The 19,333-nt window shown below is 72.6% G+C and carries 17 protein-coding genes; 13 read left to right on the forward strand and 4 right to left on the reverse strand.

What is annotated here, in order from left to right; all coding sequences use genetic code 11:
* The first annotated feature begins 56 nt into the window (after positions 1-56).
* The 7 genes from LDL48_RS28620 to LDL48_RS28650 all read left to right on the forward strand — a co-directional run bounded on the left by LDL48_RS28620 (position 57) and on the right by LDL48_RS28650 (position 6,596).
* A complete protein-coding gene (locus LDL48_RS28620) occupies positions 57-713 on the forward strand; it encodes a response regulator transcription factor (protein WP_225258335.1) in 657 nt (218 codons plus the stop codon).
* Positions 710-1,825, forward strand: a complete 1,116-nt coding sequence (locus LDL48_RS28625) for a sensor histidine kinase (protein WP_225258336.1) — start codon at positions 710-712, stop codon at positions 1,823-1,825. The genes LDL48_RS28620 and LDL48_RS28625 overlap by 4 nt, the downstream gene beginning before the upstream one ends.
* Before the next feature lie 34 nt (positions 1,826-1,859).
* The gene (locus LDL48_RS28630) at positions 1,860-2,495 is read left to right on the forward strand and encodes a dihydrofolate reductase family protein (protein ID WP_225258337.1); all 636 of its coding nucleotides are present in this window, start codon (positions 1,860-1,862) and stop codon (positions 2,493-2,495) included.
* Between the two features lie 34 nt (positions 2,496-2,529).
* Complete coding sequence (locus tag LDL48_RS28635; protein WP_225258338.1) at positions 2,530-3,105, forward strand: hypothetical protein; 576 nt, start codon at positions 2,530-2,532, stop codon at positions 3,103-3,105.
* Positions 3,106-3,165: 60 nt separating this feature from the next.
* The gene (locus LDL48_RS28640; protein ID WP_225258339.1) at positions 3,166-3,492 is read left to right on the forward strand and encodes a PadR family transcriptional regulator; all 327 of its coding nucleotides are present in this window, start codon (positions 3,166-3,168) and stop codon (positions 3,490-3,492) included.
* Between the two features lie 461 nt (positions 3,493-3,953).
* A complete protein-coding gene (locus LDL48_RS28645; protein WP_225258340.1) occupies positions 3,954-5,288 on the forward strand; it encodes a hypothetical protein in 1,335 nt (444 codons plus the stop codon).
* A gap of 54 nt (positions 5,289-5,342) precedes the next feature.
* Entirely contained in the window at positions 5,343-6,596 is a 1,254-nt protein-coding gene (locus LDL48_RS28650; protein ID WP_225258341.1) for a glycosyltransferase 87 family protein, read from the forward strand.
* Positions 6,597-8,116: 1,520 nt separating this feature from the next.
* Here the strand turns inward: LDL48_RS28650 and LDL48_RS28655 are convergent.
* Together LDL48_RS28655 and LDL48_RS28660 are read right to left on the reverse strand one after the other, a co-directional pair.
* Positions 8,117-8,965: an ABC transporter permease gene (locus tag LDL48_RS28655; protein ID WP_225258342.1), complete on the reverse strand. Its 849-nt coding sequence runs from the start codon at positions 8,963-8,965 to the stop codon at positions 8,117-8,119.
* Positions 8,962-9,978 (reverse strand): ATP-binding cassette domain-containing protein, encoded by a 1,017-nt coding sequence (locus LDL48_RS28660; RefSeq protein ID WP_225258343.1) that lies wholly within the window; start codon positions 9,976-9,978, stop codon positions 8,962-8,964. Before LDL48_RS28660 ends, LDL48_RS28655 begins: the two co-directional genes overlap by 4 nt.
* Before the next feature lie 110 nt (positions 9,979-10,088).
* On the opposite strand from LDL48_RS28660, the gene LDL48_RS28665 reads away from it, so the two are divergent.
* The 3 genes from LDL48_RS28665 (at position 10,089) to LDL48_RS28675 (ending at position 13,735) form a co-directional block, all read left to right on the forward strand.
* Complete coding sequence (locus tag LDL48_RS28665; RefSeq protein ID WP_225258344.1) at positions 10,089-11,045, forward strand: phosphotransferase; 957 nt, start codon at positions 10,089-10,091, stop codon at positions 11,043-11,045.
* 76 nt (positions 11,046-11,121) lie between these two features.
* The gene (gene serA / locus LDL48_RS28670; RefSeq protein ID WP_225258345.1) at positions 11,122-12,336 is read left to right on the forward strand and encodes a phosphoglycerate dehydrogenase; all 1,215 of its coding nucleotides are present in this window, start codon (positions 11,122-11,124) and stop codon (positions 12,334-12,336) included.
* Positions 12,337-12,379: 43 nt separating this feature from the next.
* Positions 12,380-13,735, forward strand: a complete 1,356-nt coding sequence (locus tag LDL48_RS28675; RefSeq protein ID WP_225258346.1) for an FAD-binding oxidoreductase — start codon at positions 12,380-12,382, stop codon at positions 13,733-13,735.
* A 54-nt stretch (positions 13,736-13,789) separates the two neighbouring features.
* On the opposite strand, the gene LDL48_RS28680 is transcribed toward LDL48_RS28675, so the two are convergent.
* A complete protein-coding gene (locus tag LDL48_RS28680; RefSeq protein WP_225258347.1) occupies positions 13,790-15,304 on the reverse strand; it encodes a hypothetical protein in 1,515 nt (504 codons plus the stop codon).
* A 114-nt stretch (positions 15,305-15,418) separates the two neighbouring features.
* The gene (locus LDL48_RS28685) at positions 15,419-16,060 is read right to left on the reverse strand and encodes a response regulator (protein ID WP_225258348.1); all 642 of its coding nucleotides are present in this window, start codon (positions 16,058-16,060) and stop codon (positions 15,419-15,421) included.
* 399 nt (positions 16,061-16,459) lie between these two features.
* On the opposite strand from LDL48_RS28685, the gene LDL48_RS28690 reads away from it, so the two are divergent.
* From LDL48_RS28690 to LDL48_RS28700, 3 genes are read left to right on the forward strand one after another with little or no spacing between them, the layout of a single operon-like run.
* Positions 16,460-17,074, forward strand: a complete 615-nt coding sequence (locus LDL48_RS28690) for a class I SAM-dependent methyltransferase (protein WP_225258408.1) — start codon at positions 16,460-16,462, stop codon at positions 17,072-17,074.
* Positions 17,075-17,126: 52 nt separating this feature from the next.
* Positions 17,127-17,597 carry a MarR family winged helix-turn-helix transcriptional regulator gene (locus LDL48_RS28695; protein ID WP_225258349.1) on the forward strand — a complete coding sequence of 157 codons (471 nt, stop codon included), beginning with the start codon at positions 17,127-17,129 and terminating at the stop codon, positions 17,595-17,597.
* On the forward strand, positions 17,594-19,285 hold the full coding sequence (locus tag LDL48_RS28700; protein ID WP_225258350.1) for an MDR family MFS transporter: 1,692 nt from the start codon (positions 17,594-17,596) through the stop codon (positions 19,283-19,285). Before LDL48_RS28695 ends, LDL48_RS28700 begins: the two co-directional genes overlap by 4 nt.
* Positions 19,286-19,333: the final 48 nt, after the last annotated feature.

Raw genomic sequence — 19,333 nt, forward strand, 5'->3', positions numbered from 1 at the left:
GCCGTCAGCGAAAACAGTGACGGTGAAGTGACATCACCGTGGGTCACCATGGGGGGATGCGCATCCTGGTGGTCGAGGACGAGCCGCTGCTCGCCGACGCGGTGGCCGAGGGGCTGCGGCGCGAGGCGCACGCGGTCGACGTGGTGAACGACGGCGGCGCGGCGCTGGAACGCCTCGACGTGCACGACTACGACGTGGTGGTGCTGGACCGGGACCTGCCGGTGGTGCACGGCGACGACGTGTGCCGGACGCTGGTCGCCCGGGACACCGCGCTGCGGGTGCTGATGCTGACCGCCGCGGCCGCGGTCGACGACCGGGTCAGCGGCCTGGCCCTGGGCGCGGACGACTACCTGCCCAAGCCGTTCGCGCTGCGCGAGCTGACCGCGCGGGTGGCGGCGCTGGGCCGGCGTGCCCGGCCGGCCGCCCCGCCGGTGCTGCGGCGCGCCGGGATCAGCCTGGACCAGTACCGCCGCGAGGTGTACCGGGACGGCCGGTACGTGCCGCTGTCCCGCAAGGAGTTCGCGGTGCTGGCGGAACTGCTGCGCGCGGACGGCACGGCGGTCTCCGCGGAACATCTGCTGGAGAAGGCGTGGGACGAGAACGCGGATCCGTTCACCCACGCGGTACGCATGACGATCCTGAAGTTGCGCCGCAAACTGGGCGATCCGCCGGTGGTGCTGACCGAGCCGGGAGTGGGGTACCGGATCTCATGAGACTCACCGTGCGGGGACGCCTGACGCTGGTGTACGGCGGGCTGTTCGTGCTGGCCGGCCTGGTGCTGCTCGGCGTGACGTATGCGCTGGTGTCCCAGCGGCTGCCGACCGGCGACGCGCTCATCCGCACCACGCTGCCGCCCCGCACCGACGGGCCCGTCCCGGCCGGCCCCACCTTGATCCACCGGTTCGCCACCGACACCCGGGACAGCGCCCTGAACACCGTGCTCACCCAGGGCGGGATCGCCCTGATCGTGGTCAGCGCCGCGGCGATCGCGCTGGGCTGGCTGGTGGCCGGGCGCCTGCTGCAGCCGCTGCACCGGATCACCGACACCGCCCGCCGGATCGCGTTCGCCCCGGCCGGCGGCGAGTCGCTGCACGAACGCATCGCCATGGACGGGCCGGACGACGAGGTCAAACAGCTGGCCGACACGTTCGACCTGATGCTGGCCCGGCTGGACGAGTCGTTCGACGGCCAGCGGCGGTTCATCGCGAACGCCTCGCACGAGCTGCGGACGCCGCTCACCCTGAACCGCACCCTGATCGAGGTGGCCATGTCGCCGCCGGCCGTGTCGCCGGAGGTACGCCAACTGGGCGCCACGCTGCTGGCGATCAACGAACGCCACGGCCGCCTCATCGAGGGGCTGCTGGTCCTGGCCCAGTCTGAACGTACGGTGACCGAACAGTCCTACGTGGACATCGCCGACATCGTCGACCACGTGGCGTCGCCGTCGGTCATCGTCAAGGCCGCCGAGGCACCGGTGTTGGGCAACCCGGTGCTGCTGGAACGGCTCGTCCAGAACCTGGTGGAGAACGGGCAGCGGCACAACCTGCCGGACGGCGGCTGGGTCCGGGTGGAGACCGGCAGCCGGCCCGACCGGACCGTGTTCCTCCAGGTCAGCAACACCGGACCGGTGGTGCCCCGATACGAGGTGCCCGGCCTGTTCGAGCCGTTCCGCCGGCTCGGGGCAGACCGGCTCGCCACGCCGGGCGGTGCCGGGCTGGGGCTGTCGATCGTGCGCGCGGTGGCCCGCGCCCACGGCGGCGACGTGCAGGCCGAACCCCGCGAGGACGGCGGGTTGGTGGTGACGGTCACCCTGCCCGGGGCCTAGAGTCCAGACCCGGGGGTACGAAGGGAGCACGCCGGTGCCGAAGCTGCGGGCGCACAACATCGCCACGTCGCTGGACGGGTACGCCGCCGGTCCCAAGCAGACCCGGACCGACCCGCTCGGCCGGGGCGGCGAGGACCTGCACTCGTGGATGTGGCAGACCCGTACCGGGCGGGCCTCGATGGGCCAGGACGGCGGCGACGAGGGTATCGACGACCGTTTCCTGCGGGCCGGCAACGAGAACATCGGCGCGACCATCATGGGCCGCAACATGTTCGGGCCGATCCGCGGCGAGTGGCCGGACGAGTCGTGGACCGGCTGGTGGGGGGACGAACCGCCGTACCGTCACGATGTCTTCGTCCTGACCCATCACCCACGGCCGTCGGTGAGCATGTCCGGCGGCACCACGTTCCACTTCGTCACGGACGGCATCCGGGCGGCGCTGGACCGGGCCGTCGAGGCGGCCGGCGGGCGCGACGTCCGCCTGGGTGGCGGGGCCGCCACCATCCGGGAGTACCTGCGCGCCGGCCTGGTCGACGAGCTGCACATCGCGGTGGTGCCGATCCTGCTCGGCGGCGGCGAGCGGCTGCTCGACGACGACCTGGTCAGCACCTACCGGGTGGCCGAGTTCGTGGCATCCGAGGGTGTGGCGCACTACCGCCTCATCCGCTGACAGGATCCTCACATCCGTCGAGCACCATCCGGCCATGATCATCATCTCGACCAAGCACTCCGGCCGCCGGTGGCTCGCTCTCGCGGCGGCCTCGCTGTGCCTGCTCGCCGGCTGTTCCGACGACCCCGGCGGCGACGAGGCGCCGGTGGCCTCCCTGCGCAGCGCCGGCGCACCCGCCGCACCGTCGTCGCCCGCGGGCGACGTCAACGATCAGCGGCCCCTGGTCCCGCTGGACGCCACCGACGAGGATAGGGACCGGCTGGTCGACGAGTGGGCCAGGTGCCTCGTCGAGAAGGGCGGACCGGCCTTCCGCGATCCGGGCACCGGCGAGTTCAAGAAGGCCCTGCTGGACAGCGGGTCGAAGCCGGCGCTGGCGGCCTGCGCCGCCAAGGAACCCGAGGACTTCGACGCGCGACAGGCCCGCACGAATCCCTCGGCCTACCGCGACAACAACCGCGAGTGGTACCAGTGCGCGAAGAAGCAGGGGTACCGCCTCACCGTGCCCGACCCGGACACCGCCGAGTTCGGCCTCACCGAGATCGGGCCGAACGGGGACTTCGATTCGCCGAAGATCAACGAGTGCAAGCGGCAGGCGTTCGCGGACGACTAGACACGGTCCGGTGGCCGTTCGCCTGGTGCCAGGGGGCGGACCCTATGTAGGATGCCGGACATGGCTGGGCCACGGATGACGATGTCGGTACTCAAGGTCGTCGCGGCCCTGCTCGCCGACCCCACCGCCGACCGCTACGGCCTGCAGCTCATGCAGGACACCGGCCTGCCCAGCGGCACGCTCTATCCCATCCTGGTCCGGCTGGAACGGGCCGGTTGGGTGGAGTCCCGCTGGGAGGACATCGACCCGGCAGCCGAGGGCCGGCCGAGCCGCCGCTACTACCGGCTGACCGCGGACGGCGCCATCGAGGCGCGGCGCGAGGTGGCGCTCATGCAGCAGCAGATGTCCCGCGTCACCGGCCCGGTCGGCCACGCCCGGGAGGCGTGATGACGCCGTCCCCGCGGTCGGCCCCACCCCGGAGCACCACGGACTCCGCGGGCAACCCCCCGATGTCCCCGCGACACCGGGACACCGCCGACTCCACGGGCGAACCCCCGAGGCCCCCGCGACACCGGAACACCGCCGACTCCACGGGCGAACCCCCGAGGCCCCCGCGACACCAGGACACCGCCGACTCCACGGGCAAACCCCCGAGGCCCCCGCGACACCAGGACACCGCCGACTCCACGGGCAAACCCCCGAGGCCCCCGCGACACCAGGACACCGCCGACTCCACGGGCAAACCCCCGAGGCCCCTACGACACCAGGACACCGCCGACTCCACGGGCGAACCGCCAAGGTCCTCGCACCACCGGGGCGCCGCGGACTCCCCAGGCGGACCGCAGGGGCCGGCCCGGCGCCGGGCTCGCGGCGGGGTCGTTGACCGGCTGGCGCGGGTGGGCGTGGCCGTGGCCGCACGCCGGTGGCCCGCCGACCTCTCCGCGACGATGCGGGACGAGTGGCACGCCGAGTTGGCCGCGCTGGACACGCCCGGGACGGCCGCACCGGCGTACCGGAAACTGGTCTTCGCCGGCAGCCTGGTGCTCTCCCCCGCGGTCGACGAACCCTCCTGGCGGGGCCGGGCGGCCGGCCTCGGCCGGACCGCATCGGTCGCCGCGGGCCTCACCCTGCTGGCCGCCGCCCTGGTCAACGCGGCCCGCGCCACCGACTCCCTCGCGCCGCTGCTGCTGACCGGCGCCGCGGTGGCGTGCGCCGCGATCGGTGCCCGGGTACGCGTCTCCGCCGTCCTGGTGGGCGCCGCCGCGTTCGCCTTCCTGCTGGCCGGCAACCGCATCCCGGTGATGCCGTTCATGGGCGTCCTCGACATCGGGCCGGCCGTCGTCACCTGGACCGCGCTCACGGCCGTCCTGGCCCGGTACATCGCGCACCTGACCGCGACGGGCCGGCGACGCCGGGCTGCCGTGCTCGCGGCCGGCGGGGGCCTGGCCGTGCCGGACCTCGCCACGATTGCCGGCTCGCTGCACGCCGCGGACGCGCTGGGCGTGGCCGCGACCTCGGCGCCCACCTGGTTCCCGCTGGCGTTGCTGCCGGGCGGCATCACGGACTTCGGCCGGTACTTCGCCGACGGCACCGCGGCATTCGGCAGCCTGCAGGCGGTCGGCCCGGCGTTCCACGCCTCCGACATCCTGCTCGCGAACGCCGCCGTGATGGCCGGGCCGCTGCTCCTCTGCACCACTGCAGTCCTGGCGTCCGCCCTCCGCCCCCACCCCGCCGAAGCCACCGAGGCCGTCGGCGCCGTGGAGCCGCGCGCCACGGAGCCGCAAGCCACGGAGCCGCAAGCCACGGAGCCGCAAGCCACGGAGCCGCAAGCCACGGAGCCGCAAGCCACGGAGCCGCAGGCAGCAGCACCGCGAGCCACGGAGCCGCAGGCCGCAGCACCGCAGACCGCAGCACCGCAGACCGCAGCACCGCAGACCGCAGCACCGCAGACCGCAGCACCGCAGACCGCAGCACCGCAGGCCGCAGTGCCGCAGGCCGCAGTGCCGCAGGCCGCAGTGCGCGTGATGGCCGGCACGGTGGCCGCCCTCGCCGGTCTGGCCGTCTGCCATCTCCTGCTGTGGTCCGGCGCCACGGCCGAGGTGACGCTCCACCGGATGCTGGACAACTCGACCGTGTTCGGTTTCGGTTTCGCGGCACACCCGGCCGGCCGCGGTGCCGTCGCGCTGCTGGCGGCCGTCCTGGTGATGCGCGCCGTCGCCGCCGCGACCCCTCGCCCCGAATAACGGTCCCGCCACGAGATCTCGACCCGGCGCCCCACCCTATGTAGAGTTTCGAGTATGGGTAGACGAGCCGCTCCGACCGTCCTCTGGCTGGGCGCCGCCGTGGTCGCGGCCCTCACCGCGTACGCGGCCCTGCGCCGCCCCGCCGACGTGCGACTCTCCGACCTGTCGGTGTACCTGGGCGCGGTCGCCGGCCTGACCGACGGCGCCAGCCTGTACGACTTCATCCGCGGCAACGCACCCTTCACCTACCCGCCGTTCGCCGCGCTGCTGTTCACCCCGCTGACCTGGCTGCCCACGCTCCCGTTGCAACTCGCCTGGTCCCTCGCCACCGTCGCCACCGTCCTCGGCCTGGCCCGGCTGGTGGCACGGGCCCACGAACCCCGCACCCTCGCCGAAGCCGGCGACCGCCGCCCCACCGTCGCCGCGGCGCTCGCGCTGATGCTCATGCTGTCCGCGCCGGTGTCCTCCGACCTGAAGTACGGCCAGGTCAGCCTCTTCCTGGCCGGCCTCATCACGCTCGATCTCCTGGCGCTGCGCCGCACCCCCTGGCACGGCGCCCTGATCGGCTTCACCGCCGCCGTCAAACTGACTCCCCTGATCTTCATCCCGCTGCTCTGGTACGCGGGCCGGCGCACGGCGGCTCTCACCGCAACCGCCACCTTCGCCGGTTGCGCCGCGGTCGCCGCGCTCGCGCTGCCGGGCGACTCGTGGCGGTTCTGGACCACCGAGATGTTCCAGGTGAGCCGGCTCGGCTACATCACCTCGGCCGGCAACCAGTCGCTGAACGGCGCCCTGATGCGTTTCGAGCTGCCGGTCTCCCTGCGCTCAGCGCTGGTGCTGCTCATCGGCGGCACGGTTGCCGCGGTGGCGCTGCGCCGCGGGGCACGACTGGCGAGAAGCGGCGACTGGCTCTCCGCAACGGTCGTGGCGGGCGCCGCGAGCGTGGTGCTGTCCCCGGTCTCCTGGACCCATCACCAGATCTGGCTGGTGCTCGCCGCGCTGCTTCCGGTGCGCGGCCCCGCCTGGGTCGCCCGGATGTGGACGGCGACGGTGGTGGCCGTCATGGTGCTGCCGGTGACCGCGCTCGGCACCCCGCTCTGGACCAACGCCCGCCTGGTGCTGGCGATCACGATCGCCGCGGCGGTGCCGTTCGTCAGGTCCACCCGCACGAACCCGGACCGGTCCGGCCAGGTCCGGGGCGATGGGGCCCGGGGCGATGGGGTCCGGCGCGCGACGACGGCAGCACCGCCGGGCGTTCCCTCACCCGTCAGCGCGGCGAGGCGGCCCGCTCCCCGCGCCGCCGAGTAGTGGCGGCTGCGTGAGTTGCGCGCCATCGGGTCCGCTCTCACCGCAGTCGGCCCCGTCGCCCGTACGCAGCCAACCGCGGCATGTGGCCGATAGATCTTGTGCAACTGAGGTCGCATTCCGCCTCGATATTCGTATCTCGACCACACGGCACGACTTCCCTTTCCGCTGGCTGCGGACCGCCAGACGCCCGATGCCGTCCCCTTTAGCGGCTGGGGCGTGTGGCGCAGGGGCGCGCTGCGTGCCGCAACTCGACGCCGCCGCCATCACCCCGGTCCGGCGTGCAGAACTGCGGCGCCCTGTGCACCCGGAGACCCCACACACGACATCGCCCAAACCCGGCGTGCATCGCTACGGCGCCCTCCGCACTTAGGAAAGGCCACGCCGGTGGAACCACGCGCGACCCCTCGGCGGGTGAGGTGGTTGCCGGTGTCGGGTGCAGCGCCGGCTCGCGGAAGCAGCGGAGCCGGACGGCAGGCGGCTGGGGAACCCGCAGTGTCGTGGCCGCGCTTCCGGCGAGCCCCATCGCCCGTTCATGTACCAACCGACGCCTGCGCTTTGCCGGCCGCGATCTTGTGGACTAGGGGTCGTGTATCGCCTATTCGTATATCGCCCACAGCCGCACGACTTCGGCCCCACGCCGGCACGCAAGCGGCCATGCGCCCGATTTGCCCCCGCGACAGCGCGTTCCCCTGCCAAGACGTGTGGAGGACCGGCGCGCTCCGCACCCGCAAACCACACACGCCGCCACCCCGAACACCGCGTGCAGAGATGCGGCACGCTCCGCACCCGCAAACCACACACGCCGCCACCCCTGGCGCCACGTGCAGTAGAAACGCCGACCTCCGCACCCGGAGACCTGGCGACCTGGCGACCTGGCGACCTGGCGACCTGGCGACCTGGCGACCTGGCGACCTGGCGACCTGGCGACCTGGCGACCTGGCGACCTGGCGACCTGGCGACCTGGCGACCTGGCGACCTGCTGAGTGCACCACTCCGCCCTCGCCGAACTGCGGTGATCCGGGAGCTATGCGCCCGAAAATCCCGGGTGATGCGACCCTGCCACCACCGCGACGCCACGCAACGCACAAAGTGATGGCTCGGCCCCAGCGGCCGGCCTCCAGATGCTCCATCACCACCGGCCGCAACGTCCGCCAAGTTCCTGAACAAGTCCACCCAGGCGAAGGATCAACCGGCCGATCCGGAAGCGCCCCGATCACCAGAACGCTCCCGCCGCATCGCCGACCCCCGACCGCGCGCCACCCCAGCGGACGCCGCGCGGGCGTCCAGCCGAGCCATCCGCCAGCCGTGCCGTTCGCTCATCCCCCGGGCGCGCCGCGCCGCCCGCTCCCGGCGCTCCGCCGACCGCCGGTGACGACGCCGCAAGGACTCCTCCGCCGCCACCCGCAGCCGCTCCGGCCAGGAATCGACGTCCGTTCCGGCACTGGCGGCCGCCGGTCGAGAAGCACTCGAAGCCGGTGCGGAATACGCGGAAGCTCGCGCCGGCCTCCGCCCGGGATCCGTCATTTGCGGTTGTAGAGGCGCATGGTCAGGGTGCCGAAGACCGCAACCAGCACCCCGCTCGCCACCAGGGTCCAGGTGATCTCGCCCATGTTCCAGTCGCCGTCCATGATGGAGCGGATCGCGGTCACCAGGTGGCTGATCGGGTTGATGTCGACGAACGCCTGGAGCCAGCCGGGCATGGTGCGCGGGTCGACGAAGACGTTGCTGAGGAAGGTGAGCGGGAAGAGCACCAGCATGCTCACTCCCATCACGGACTTCTCGGAGCGCAGGAACAGGCCGAACATCGTCCACACCCAGGAGAAGGCGAACGAGAAGACCACGAGCAGGGCGATGCCGCCGAGGACGCCGGTCACGCCGCCCTGGGGCCGGAAGCCGAGGATCAGGCCGACCAGCACGATCGTGGTGGCGGCGAGGATGTAGCGGAGCACGTCGCCGAAGATCATGCCGACCAGGGCGGCGGGGCGCCACACCGGCAGGGTGCGGAAGCGGTCGAAGACGCCCTTCTCGATGTCGGTGTTGAGGCCGATGCCGGTGTACATGGTGATCATGACGACGCTGGTGACCATGATGCCGGGCAGGAAGAACTGCAGGTAGTCCCGGGTGGAGCCGGCCAGGGCGCCGCCGAACAGGTACGTGAACATCAGCGTCATGATGATCGGGAACGCGGTGACGTCGAACAGCTGCTCGGGCACGTGCTTGATCTTCAGCAGGGCGCGCCAGCCGAAGGTCAGCGACGCCGCCCAGGCGCTCGGGCGTTTCGGCCGGTCGCCGCGGGCCAGCACGGCGCCGATCGTCTCAGCGGACGGCGTGTAGGCGGAGGCTTCGGGGGTCTGCGTCGCGGTGCTCATGCCACGGCCTCCTTCTCGGCGGTGGAGTCGGTGTCCGGACCGGCCGCCGGATCGGTGGCCGGGCGATCGGTCAGGGCCAGGAAGACCTCGTCCAGGCTGGGCTGGCCGAGGGAGAAGTCGTCCACCACGATGCCGGCCTCGGCGAGCGCGGCCAGGGCCCGGGCGGCGTGCTCGGCGGCGCCCCGGTCGGAGCCGCCGGCGTCCGCCCGCGCGGTCAGTGCCAGCGGGTCGGGCTCCTGCTGGACCGTCGTGCCCAGGGCCTCGGCGAGCACCCGCTCGGCGGCCGGCCGTTGCTCGGCGTCGCGCAGCCGGACGTGCACGGTGCCGGCGCCGACCGACGCCTTCAGCTGGCCCGGGGTGCCCTCGGCGATCACCTTGCCCCGGTCGATCACCGCGATCCGCCCGGCCAGCTGGTCGGCCTCGTCCAGATACTGCGTGGTGAGCAGCACCGTGGTGCCGTTGGCGACCACCATGCGCACGATGTCCCACACCTGGTTGCGACTGCGCGGATCGAGCCCGGTGGTGGGCTCGTCGAGGAAGAGCAGGTCGGGGGTGTTGAGGATGCTGGCGCCGATGTCGATCCGGCGGCGCATGCCGCCCGAGTATTTCTTCACCTGGCGGTCGGCCGCCTCGGTCAGGCCGAACGCCGCCAGCAGCTGCGCCGCCCGCTCGCGCGCCTGCGCCTTGGAGTAGCCGAGCAGGCGGGCCAGCAGGACCAGATTCTCCGTGCCGGTCAGGTCCTCGTCGACCGAGGCGTACTGCCCGGTGAGGCTGACCCGGCCGCGCACCGCGTCGGCCTGCCGCACCACGTCGTGGCCGAACACCGTGGCGGTGCCGCCGTCGGGGCGCAGGAGGGTGGCGAGCATGCGTACCACCGTGGTCTTGCCTGCGCCGTTGGGGCCCAGCAGGCCGTAGACCGTGCCGGCGGGCACGGTCAGGTCGACACCGTCGACCGCGCGGTTGTCTCCGAAAACCTTGACGAGACCGGACGTCTCAATGGCCGGTGCGCTCATGAGTGGAACCCTCCGTTGGGCATGGTTCGCATCGTGCCGTACGGGTGTGACAATTTTGCGGCGCCGGAAAATCCGGTGCCACATCTCGCCGGCATTGCCACCATCGACGGATGATTCCCGCGATCGGCTCCCGCATCGGCTGGCTGGATCTGCCCGGACACGTGCGGGCGGCGGTCGAGGACCTGCTCGGCTCGCCGGTGGTCGCGGCCCGGTCGCAGTCCGGCGGCTTCTCCCCGGGCACCGCCGACCGGGTGGTCACCGCTTCGGGTGAACGTGCCTTCGTCAAGGCGGTCAGCACGGCACAGAACACCCGGGCGACGGAGATGGCCCGGGACGAGGCGCGGGTCACCGCCGCGCTGCCGGCCGACGCGCCGACGCCCCGCATGCTGGGCAGCTTCGACGACGGCGAGTGGGTGGCGCTGGTCCTGGAGGACGTCGAGGGCCGGCATCCGCGTACCCCCTGGGTGCCGGACGAACTGGAGGCGGTGACCGGCGCGCTGCGCCGGCTGGCCCGGATGCTCACCCCGGCGCCGCTGCCCGACGCGCCGCGCGCCACCGACCACGCGGCCTCGGGCTTCCACGGATGGGCGGCCGTCGCGGCCGACCCGCCCGCGGACCTGGACCCGTGGGCCGCCGCGCACTCCGACGACCTGCGGGCCGCAGCGGCGCGCGGCCTGGCCGCGATCGGCACCGGTGAGACGCTCACCCACCTGGACATCCGGGCCGACAACATCCTCATCCGCCCGGACGGCGGCATCGTGGTGGTGGACTGGCCGTGGGGCTGCATCGGGCCGGACTGGCTGGACACCGTGCTGCTGGCGCTCAACGTGATCGTGTACGGCGGCGACGCCGACCCCGTGCTGGCCGGCGTCGACCCGGGCCACGCGGTGGACGTGATCGCCGGATTCGCCGGGGCCTTCACCAACGCCGGCCGGTTGCCGCCGCCGCCGGGCCTGCCCACGCTCCGGGCGTTCCAGCGCCTGCAGGCTGACGCGCTGCTGCCGTGGCTCCGGCAGCGGCTGGGACCTGCGGCACACCCGAGCGGGTCGGGCAATCCGGCGCATTAGGCTGGGGACCCTGTGAACTGGGCTTCGGCGCGGCGGCCCGGACGACTTCGGACACCTCATTCGGAAACGGAAAGTGATGATCGACCAAGCCAAGGTACGAGTCCTGCTGCTGGAGAGCATCCATGCCGACGCGGTCGCGCGGTTCGAGGCGGAGGGTTACCAGGTCGAGTCCGTACGCAACGCGCTGGACGAGGCCGAGCTGATCGAGCGCCTGGACGGGGTGCAGCTGCTCGGCATCCGCTCCAAGACCAAGGTCACCGCGAAGGTTCTGGAGGCCGCGGACAGCCTGGTGGCGATCGGCGCGTTCTGCATCGGTACCGACCAGATCGACCTGACCGCGGCCGCCTCGCACGGCATCGCCGTGTTCAACGCGCCGTTCTCCAACACCCGCTCGGTGGTCGAGCTGGCGGTCTCCGAGATCATCGCGCTGACCCGCCGGCTGACCGAGAAGAACGCCGGGATGCACAACGGCGTCTGGGACAAGGCCGCCGACGGCAGCCACGAGATCCGCGGCCGGCGGCTCGGCATCGTCGGGTACGGCAACATCGGCACCCAGCTCTCGGTGCTCGCGGAGAACCTGGGCATGCACGTGTCCTTCTACGACACCGCGGACAAGCTGGCCCTCGGCAACGCCCAGCGCTGCGCCAGCCTGGACGAGTTGCTCGAGGTCTCCGACGTGGTGACGCTGCACGTGGACGGCCGGCCCGGCAACGCCGGCTTCTTCGGCGCCGAGCAGTTCGCCAAGATGCGCCCGGGCAGCATCTTCCTCAACCTCTCCCGCGGCATCGTGGTGGACCACGTGGCGCTGCGCGAGTCGCTGGTCGGCGGCCACCTGTCCGGCGCGGCGGTGGACGTGTTCCCGACCGAGCCGAAGGGCCGCGGCGACGAGTTCGTGTCCGAGCTGCGCGGGCTGCCGAACGTCATCCTCACCCCGCACATCGGCGGCTCCACCGAGGAGGCGCAGTCCGACATCGGCGACTTCGTGGCCAACAAGCTGGTGCACTTCGTGCAAGAGGGCAACACCACGCTGAGCGTCAACCTGCCCAGCGTCGCCCTGCCGCAGCAGCCCGCCATGAGCCGCGTCGTGCACGTGCACATCAACATGCCCGGCGTGCTCGCCCAGGTGAACAGCATCCTGGCCGAGCACCAGGTGAACGTCGAGGGCCAGCTGCTGAGCACCCGCGGCGAGTACGGCTACCTGATCACCGACATCAGCGGCGACTACAGCGACGCGGTGCTCGACCGGCTGCGCGGCATGGACCAGACGGTCCGCCTGCGGGTGCTGTCATGAGCGCGGCGAGGCGGCCGACCGGACGGCGCGGCGGAGGCGAGCGGTGAGCGACCTGGAGGACCGGCTGCGGGAGATCGTCGGCGCGCCGCACGTCGCGGTCGATGAGGACCTGAAGTCGCAGTACGAGACGGACTGGACCCGGCGCTTCACCGGCGAGGCCCGCTGCGTGGTGCGCCCGGCGAGCACCGCGGAGGTCGCCGCGGTGGTGCGTACCTGCGCGGACGCGGGCGTGCCGATCACCGTGCAGGGCGGCAACACCGGTCTGGTCGGCGGCGCCGTGCCGGCCGGCGGCGAGGTGCTGCTGAACCTGGGGCGGCTCACTGCCCTGGACGACGTGGACGTGCTGGAGGGTCAGGTCACCGCGGGTGCCGGCGTGACGCTGGAGAAGCTGCAGCAGCACGCCCGTCCGCACGGCCTGGACGTGGGCGTGGACCTGGCGGCCCGGTCGGCCGCCACGGTCGGCGGCCTGGTGGCGACGAACGCCGGCGGGCTGCGGGTGGTCCGTTACGGCAGCATGCGCGAGCAGCTCACCGGGATCGAGGCCGTCCTCGCGGACGGCACGGTGGTGAGCCGGCTGGGCGGTCTGGCCAAGGACAACACGGGGTACGACCTGACCCAGCTGCTGGCCGGCAGCGAGGGCACGCTCGCGGTGATCACCAAGGTGCGGCTGCGCCTGGTGCCGCTGCTGCCGGCCCGGGCCGTGGCGCTGGTGGCGGTCGCCGGGGTACCGGCCGCGCTGCAGTTGCTGGCCGCCGCGCGGGCCGGGCTGCCGTCGCTGTCCGCGGCCGAGCTGTTCCTGGCCGAGGGCCTCGATCTGGTACGCGCACACGGCAAGCTGGCGGCACCGTTCGCCGAGTCGTACCCGGCGTTCGTGGTGCTGGAGTGCTCGGCCCGGACCGACCCCACCGACGAGTTGCTCGAGGTGCTCGGCGAGTGCCCGGCGGTCGAGGATGCCACGGTGGCGTCGGACGCGACCGGCGTGGCGAAGCTGTGGGCGTACCGCGAGACGCACACCGAGGCGATCAGCGCCGCCGGGCTGCCGGTGAAGCTGGACGTCAGCGTGCCGCTGCGCGAACTGTCCGGCCTGGTCGACGACCTTCCGGGCACCGTGTCGGCGGCCGCGCCCGGCGCCCGCGTGATCATCTTCGGGCACCTCGGCGAGGGCAACCTGCACGTCAACGTGCTGGACGCGGGCGCCGACGCGGAACAGGTCAGCGACGCGGTGCTGCGCCTGGTCGCCCAGCGGCGCGGCAGCATCAGCTCGGAGCACGGCGTGGGCCGGGCGAAGACCCGGTGGCTGTCGCTGTCCCGCTCGGACGCCGAGATCGCCGCGATGCGCCGGATCAAGGGCGCCCTGGACCCGGCCGGCACGTTGAATCCGGGCGTGCTGCTGAACTAAGGCCTGTTTCGGAACCCGGCCACGCCGTAGCCCTGGCCGGGTTCCGAAACAGGCTTAGGACGTGCGCACCGCCAGCAGGGTGAGGCGGGCGGCTGCGTCGACGTCGTACCGGTTCGGCGCCGCCCAGTCCTTGGGCGTCAGCGTGGAGCCGGCGGGCACGTCGCGCAGCGTCCGCTCGCCGGCGGTGACGGTCTTGGCGCCGCCTCCGACCTGCACCCGGACCGGGTTGCCGGACGGCGAGGTGACGGACAGGTCGTCGATGGCGCCGGTGACCCGGACCGGCACCGTGCCGGTCGGCTGGGCGAGCGTCAGGTCCACGCGGCGGGTGCCGCCGGCCAGGTCCACGGAGCTGACCCGGCCGCCGGTGAGGTCGAGGATCTGCTCGTCGGCCGCCCCGACGAACCGCAGGCTCCAGGTGATCTTCGTGCTGAGCAGCACCTCGACGGCGCCGCTGGTGCGCTCGCCGTCCGAGGAGAGCTGTAGCTGCACCCGGTCGTCGCTGACCACCGGCTGCGGCACGGTGCCAGCCTCGTCGGCGGCGGTGATCCGGTACAGGTCGTCCCCGAGGTCCTGGGTGCGCACCGTGACCTTGGTGGTGGCCGCGGCCATCTCGAAGCTGGCGGCGGTCCGGCCGGCCAGCGGCGCGGTGGCGACGTTGTCCTGGCGGGCGGTGCCGGCACCGAGCCGGAGCACGGAGGTCAGGTCGCTGTCCGGGCCGGCGAAGAACACCACGCCGGCGAGTCCGCCGGCGAGCAGCACCACGGTGCTGAGCGCGACGGTGGCGATGGTGACCGCGCGGGAGCGGTGCGGGACGGCGCCGGACGGCGCCTCCTGCGGGCCGGCGGACGGGGCGTGGTCGCCGCGGCCGGCCCGGTGCGGCCGGATCTCGCGGCCTTCGCCGCCCAGGACATCGCCGACGCCGGGTACGCCGGACGGCGGCGTGTGCGCGGCCCCCAGCCACCGGACCGGGGACGGGGCATTGGCGTCCCACGGTTCCCCGCCCGGTTCCGCCGCCGCGCCGAACGCTCCGGCCGGCGCTGAGGCGTTGCCCGGCCCGTCGAACGCTCCCGCCGGGGAGGTGGAGGTGCTGCGCGGCCCACCGAACGCTCCGGCCGGTGCGGTGGAGGTGCTGCGCGGCCCGCCGTAGGGGCCGGCCGGCGACGTGGGCGCGTTGCGTGGCCCGCCGATGGGCTCGTCGGTCACGCCGAACGAGATCCGGCTCGGTGCGGTCGTGGAGGCCGGCACGAGAAGCTCCTGCGGGCCTGCGGCCGGACGGTCGGAGTCGTCCACTTTGGGCAGTTCGCCGAATGTTTCCCAGACCGCTTCGTTTCCCCCGGAATTGTCGGAAGGTGCGAAGGCGTCCCAACCGTCCGGTTGCTGGGACGCGCTCCGGCCCTCGTCCGGGAAGGAGTTGACCGCGGGTGGCCGCCGGAACGGCGCACCCGCCGGACGGTGCTGGATCTCGTCCCGGTGCGCCCAATGGGCTCCGGAGGTGGACGGCAGGTCGGCCAGGGCCACATCGGACGGTCCGCGGACGTTCGCGGCGTCATCGGCAGGTGCAGGTTCCACGCGATGTCCTCCAAATCGCGCCGGCGCCGGCGTTCTGCTCCCGGCACTCCGCGATGTGGTACGTACCGCGGCCGCTAACGGATGAGTGAGGACGTGAATTACTCTGCGTTACCGCTACTGGATGAGGCCCCGCTGGCGCGCCGCCGCGACGGCCTCCAGCTGGCTGTGCACGCCCAGCTTCGCGAGCAGCGCCTTCACGTGCCCGCGGCAGGTGTGCACGCTGATCCCCAGCCGCCGGGCGATGGCGCGCGGGTCCAGCCCGGCGGCCATCAGCTCCAGCACCTCGTGTTCACGCGCGGTCAGGCCGCCGGGACGCGGGCCGACCACCGGCGCGGTGCTGCGCAGCAGCCGGGCCAGGATGTCGGTGGAGACCGTCATGCCGCCGCCGTGCGCCGTGTGCACCGCGTTCAGCACGTCGCCGAGCGGGCCGTTCTTGGTCAGGAAGCCGGCCGCACCGGCCGCGGTGGCGCGCCCCACCAGGGCGGCCTCGTTGCTGGCGGTCAGCACCACCACCCGGGTGTCCGGCCAGCGGTGGCGCATCAGTTCCGCGATGGCGATGCCGTCGGTGTCGGACAGCTCCGGGTCGAGCAGGACCACGTCCGGTCGCAGCTCGGCGACCAGGTGCAAAGCCTCCTGCCCGGTCCGGGCGTGCCCCACGTAGCTCAGGTCGGGCTGGCCCCGCAGCGCCTCGCCCAGAACATCCACGAAGGTCTGGTGGCCGTCTACGACGAGCACGGTGATCGCCGTGTCACCCATTCGCCACCTCCCTAGAACAGTCGCCGAAGTCTATGGTTGCGCACTGCGTTTTCCCGCCGTATTAACAGTCGAATCCCGTCCGCGAGGCGGCACCGATCGGCCGGTACGCCCGCCGGGCGGATGAGGCCGACCGGTTGGGGTAACAGGTCTTTCGGCGGAGTGACCCCCTCACCGCCGACCGGGGCGGCGCGGGACATCCTTGCATTGCTGGCGCTCCATGGCGAGATGCACCGGTGCGCGCCGGGGCGGACCTCCGACCACCGTGGAGGGTTATCTGCCCCTTTTGCGGCGCGTCTCACCTGGCCCCGGCGGCCCGCGGACATTCCACCCACCAAGCACAACGTGACACGACTCATATCGGACGCGACCGGTCCCGGGAGGGACGACAATCGCGCCGTGATCGCGACCGCACTGGTACCCGTACCCCTGGCTCCGGAGATCTCCCTGCACCTGGCCGACCGGTCGGTGGGGCTGTTCGATCTGACCGGCGGCGAGTTCCGCAGCGAGCAGCCGCCGCCGTTCTGGGCGTTCGTCTGGGCCGGCGGGCAGGCGCTGGCCCGGTTCCTCCTCGACCACCCCGAGGCGGTCCGCGGCAGGCGCGTCCTGGACCTGGCGACCGGCTCCGGGGTGGCGGCGATCGCCGCGGCCCGGGCGGGTGCCGCCGAGGTCGGCGCGGAGGACGTGGATCCGGCCGCGGTGGCCGCCGCGCGGCGGAACGCCACGGCCAACGGCGTCACGCTCGCCGCAGCCGTGCCGGAGCCGGACGTGGTGCTGGCCGGGGACGTGTTCTACAGCCCCCGGGTGGCCGGCGAGATGACCGGGTTGTTGCGCGCGGCCCGGGACCGGGACGCCCGCGTGCTGGTTGGCGACCCCGGCCGTGGGTACTTCCCGTCTCGGTTGTTCGACCGGTTGGCGGAGTATCCGGTACCGGTGCCGGCCGCCCTGGAGGACGCGGAGACGCTGGTCACCGGCGTGTGGGAGATGCGGAACACACTACGTTCATCAACCAACTAGTTGTAGGCTGCACGCATCTAGTCGTCGACCCCAGGCAACGGACGGAACGAACGTGGAACCGGACAGCACCACCCGCCTCGCCAGTGAGCTGACGCGATTCGCCCGACTCGGCGGTCGTGCCAAGGCGATGATGAGCACCGGCGACTTCGGCGCCGAGTTCTCGGCGCTGATGCTGTTGTTCCCGCTGAGCAGCCACGGGCCGATGCGGATCACCGACCTCGCCGAGATCAAGGGTGCCGACCCGTCGACGGTCAGCCGGCAGGCGGCGCAACTGGTCAAGGCGGGCCTGGCGCGACGGGAGGCAGATCCGGCCGACGGCCGAGCCTCCCGGCTGGCCGTCACCGACCGCGGCGACGACGCCTGCCGCCACCTGCACGAGGCACGCCACGCGCTGCTCAGCCGCGTACTCAGCGACTGGCCGGAGGACCGCGTCGACGCGTTCGTCGACCTGTTCGCCCTGTTCAACAGCTCCGTCGAGGAACTCCTGCGCAGCCCCTCGACCGCATCACGGGAGACCTCATGAGCAATTCCACCACCGCTCCGGCAGCCGGTTCGCCGGCCGCCCGGGCCACCGGGGAGTTCACCCACCGCCAGGTCATCACGGTGCTGATCGGCCTGATGATGGGCATGTTCCTGGCCGCGCTGGACCAGACCATCATGGCCACCGCGACCCGCACCATCGCCGACGACCTGCAGGGCTTCAACATCCAGGCGTGGGCCACCACGGCGTTCCTGATCACCTCGACGATCTCCACACCGCTGTACGGCAAGCTCTCCGACATCTACGGGCGGCGGCCGTTCTTCCTGTTCGCGATCGCCGTGTTCATCGTCGGCTCGATCCTCTGCGGCCTGTCCCAGAGCATGTACGAACTGGCCGCGTTCCGGGCCATCCAGGGCATCGGCGCCGGCGGCCTGATGTCCCTGGCCCTGGCCATCATCGGCGACATCGTCCCGCCCCGGGAACGCGCCAAGTACCAGGGCTACTTCCTGGCCGTCTTCGGCACCGCCAGCGTGATCGGCCCGATCCTGGGCGGCTTCTTCGCCGGTGCGGACACCATCCTCTGGGTGGACGGCTGGCGCTGGGTCTTCTACCTGAACGTCCCGATCGGGATCGCCGCCATGATCGTGGTGGCCCGGGTGCTGCACCTGCCGCACACCCGCACCAACCACCGCATCGACTGGCCCGGCGCGATCGCGCTGGTGGTCGGCCTGGTGCCGCTGCTCACCGTGGCCGAGCAGGGCCGCGACTGGGGCTGGGGCTCCGGCCGGGCGCTGCTCTGCTACGTCATCGGCGCGGTCGGCCTGGTGGCGTTCCTGCTGGCCGAGCGGGCGTACAAGGACGAGGCGCTGCTGCCGCTGCGGCTGTTCCGCAACCGCACGGTCGCGGTCGGGTCCGCCTCCAGCACCATCCTCGGCATGGCCATGTTCGGTGGCCTGATGACCGTCCCGCTGTACCTGCAGATCGTGAAGGGTGCCTCGCCGACCGTCGCCGGGCTGCAGATGATCCCGTTCGTGCTGGGCATCATGGCCGGCTCGATCGTGGCGGGTCAGCTCATCGCCCGCACCGGCCGGTACCGCATCTTCCCGATCGTGGGCAGCGTCCTGATGGCCGCGGCGCTGGGCCTGTTCGCCACCATCGGCGCCGACACCCCGCTCTGGCGGACCATGCTGATCATGCTGCTGATGGGTCTCGGCCTGGGCGGCAACATGCAGCCGATGATCACCGCGGTGCAGAACGCGGTCTCTCCGCGGGAGATCGGCGTGGCCACCAGCTCGGTGACGTTCTTCCGCAGCATGGGCGGCACGCTGGGCACCGCGATCTTCCTGTCCGTGCTGTTCAACGTGCTGCCCGACAAGATCGGGGACGCGTACCGGACGGCCGGGGTGCAGCCACCGTCCGGCCTCGCCGGGGGCGGTGACCTGAACGACACCTCGTTCCTGAGCGGCCTGCCGGACGCAATCGCGCACCCGTTCAAGGTCGGCTTCTCCGACGGCATCCAGGTCGTGTACCTGCTGGCGCTCGCGGTCATGGTGGTCGGCCTCGTGGTGGTCTTCTTCCTGCCGGAGATCCCGCTGTCCATGCGTTCCGCGCAGCAGCAGCGCCTGGAGGACGCCGCGGCCGGCGCCGCCGCGAACGCGCTGCCGGTGGAGACCACGGGCGGCCCGGCGGACGCCCTGCCCGCGGCCGCGGACCGTCCCGGGCGCGGCTGACCACCGGCCCCGCCCGCACCGCAGCCATGCCGCCGCGCAGTAGCGTGG

This window comes from Jidongwangia harbinensis (assembly GCF_020216025.1).
In the GTDB taxonomy this organism is placed as follows: Bacteria; Actinomycetota; Actinomycetes; order Mycobacteriales; family Micromonosporaceae; genus Actinoplanes; species Actinoplanes harbinensis.

Bases quoted from the DNA above. Each gene is read 5' to 3' on its own strand.
- LDL48_RS28650 (WP_225258341.1), top strand. From the start codon at position 5,343: ATGGGTAGACGAGCCGCTCCGACCGTCCTCTGGCTGGGCGCCGCCGTG.
- LDL48_RS28660 (WP_225258343.1), bottom strand. From the start codon at position 9,978: ATGAGCGCACCGGCCATTGAGACGTCCGGTCTCGTCAAGGTTTTCGGA.
- LDL48_RS28665 (WP_225258344.1), top strand. From the start codon at position 10,089: ATGATTCCCGCGATCGGCTCCCGCATCGGCTGGCTGGATCTGCCCGGA.
- LDL48_RS28620 (WP_225258335.1), top strand. From the start codon at position 57: ATGCGCATCCTGGTGGTCGAGGACGAGCCGCTGCTCGCCGACGCGGTG.
- LDL48_RS28640 (WP_225258339.1), top strand. From the start codon at position 3,166: ATGGCTGGGCCACGGATGACGATGTCGGTACTCAAGGTCGTCGCGGCC.
- LDL48_RS28685 (WP_225258348.1), bottom strand. From the start codon at position 16,060: ATGGGTGACACGGCGATCACCGTGCTCGTCGTAGACGGCCACCAGACC.
- LDL48_RS28625 (WP_225258336.1), top strand. From the start codon at position 710: ATGAGACTCACCGTGCGGGGACGCCTGACGCTGGTGTACGGCGGGCTG.
- LDL48_RS28700 (WP_225258350.1), top strand. From the start codon at position 17,594: ATGAGCAATTCCACCACCGCTCCGGCAGCCGGTTCGCCGGCCGCCCGG.
- LDL48_RS28635 (WP_225258338.1), top strand. From the start codon at position 2,530: ATGATCATCATCTCGACCAAGCACTCCGGCCGCCGGTGGCTCGCTCTC.
- LDL48_RS28655 (WP_225258342.1), bottom strand. From the start codon at position 8,965: ATGAGCACCGCGACGCAGACCCCCGAAGCCTCCGCCTACACGCCGTCC.
- serA (WP_225258345.1), top strand. From the start codon at position 11,122: ATGATCGACCAAGCCAAGGTACGAGTCCTGCTGCTGGAGAGCATCCAT.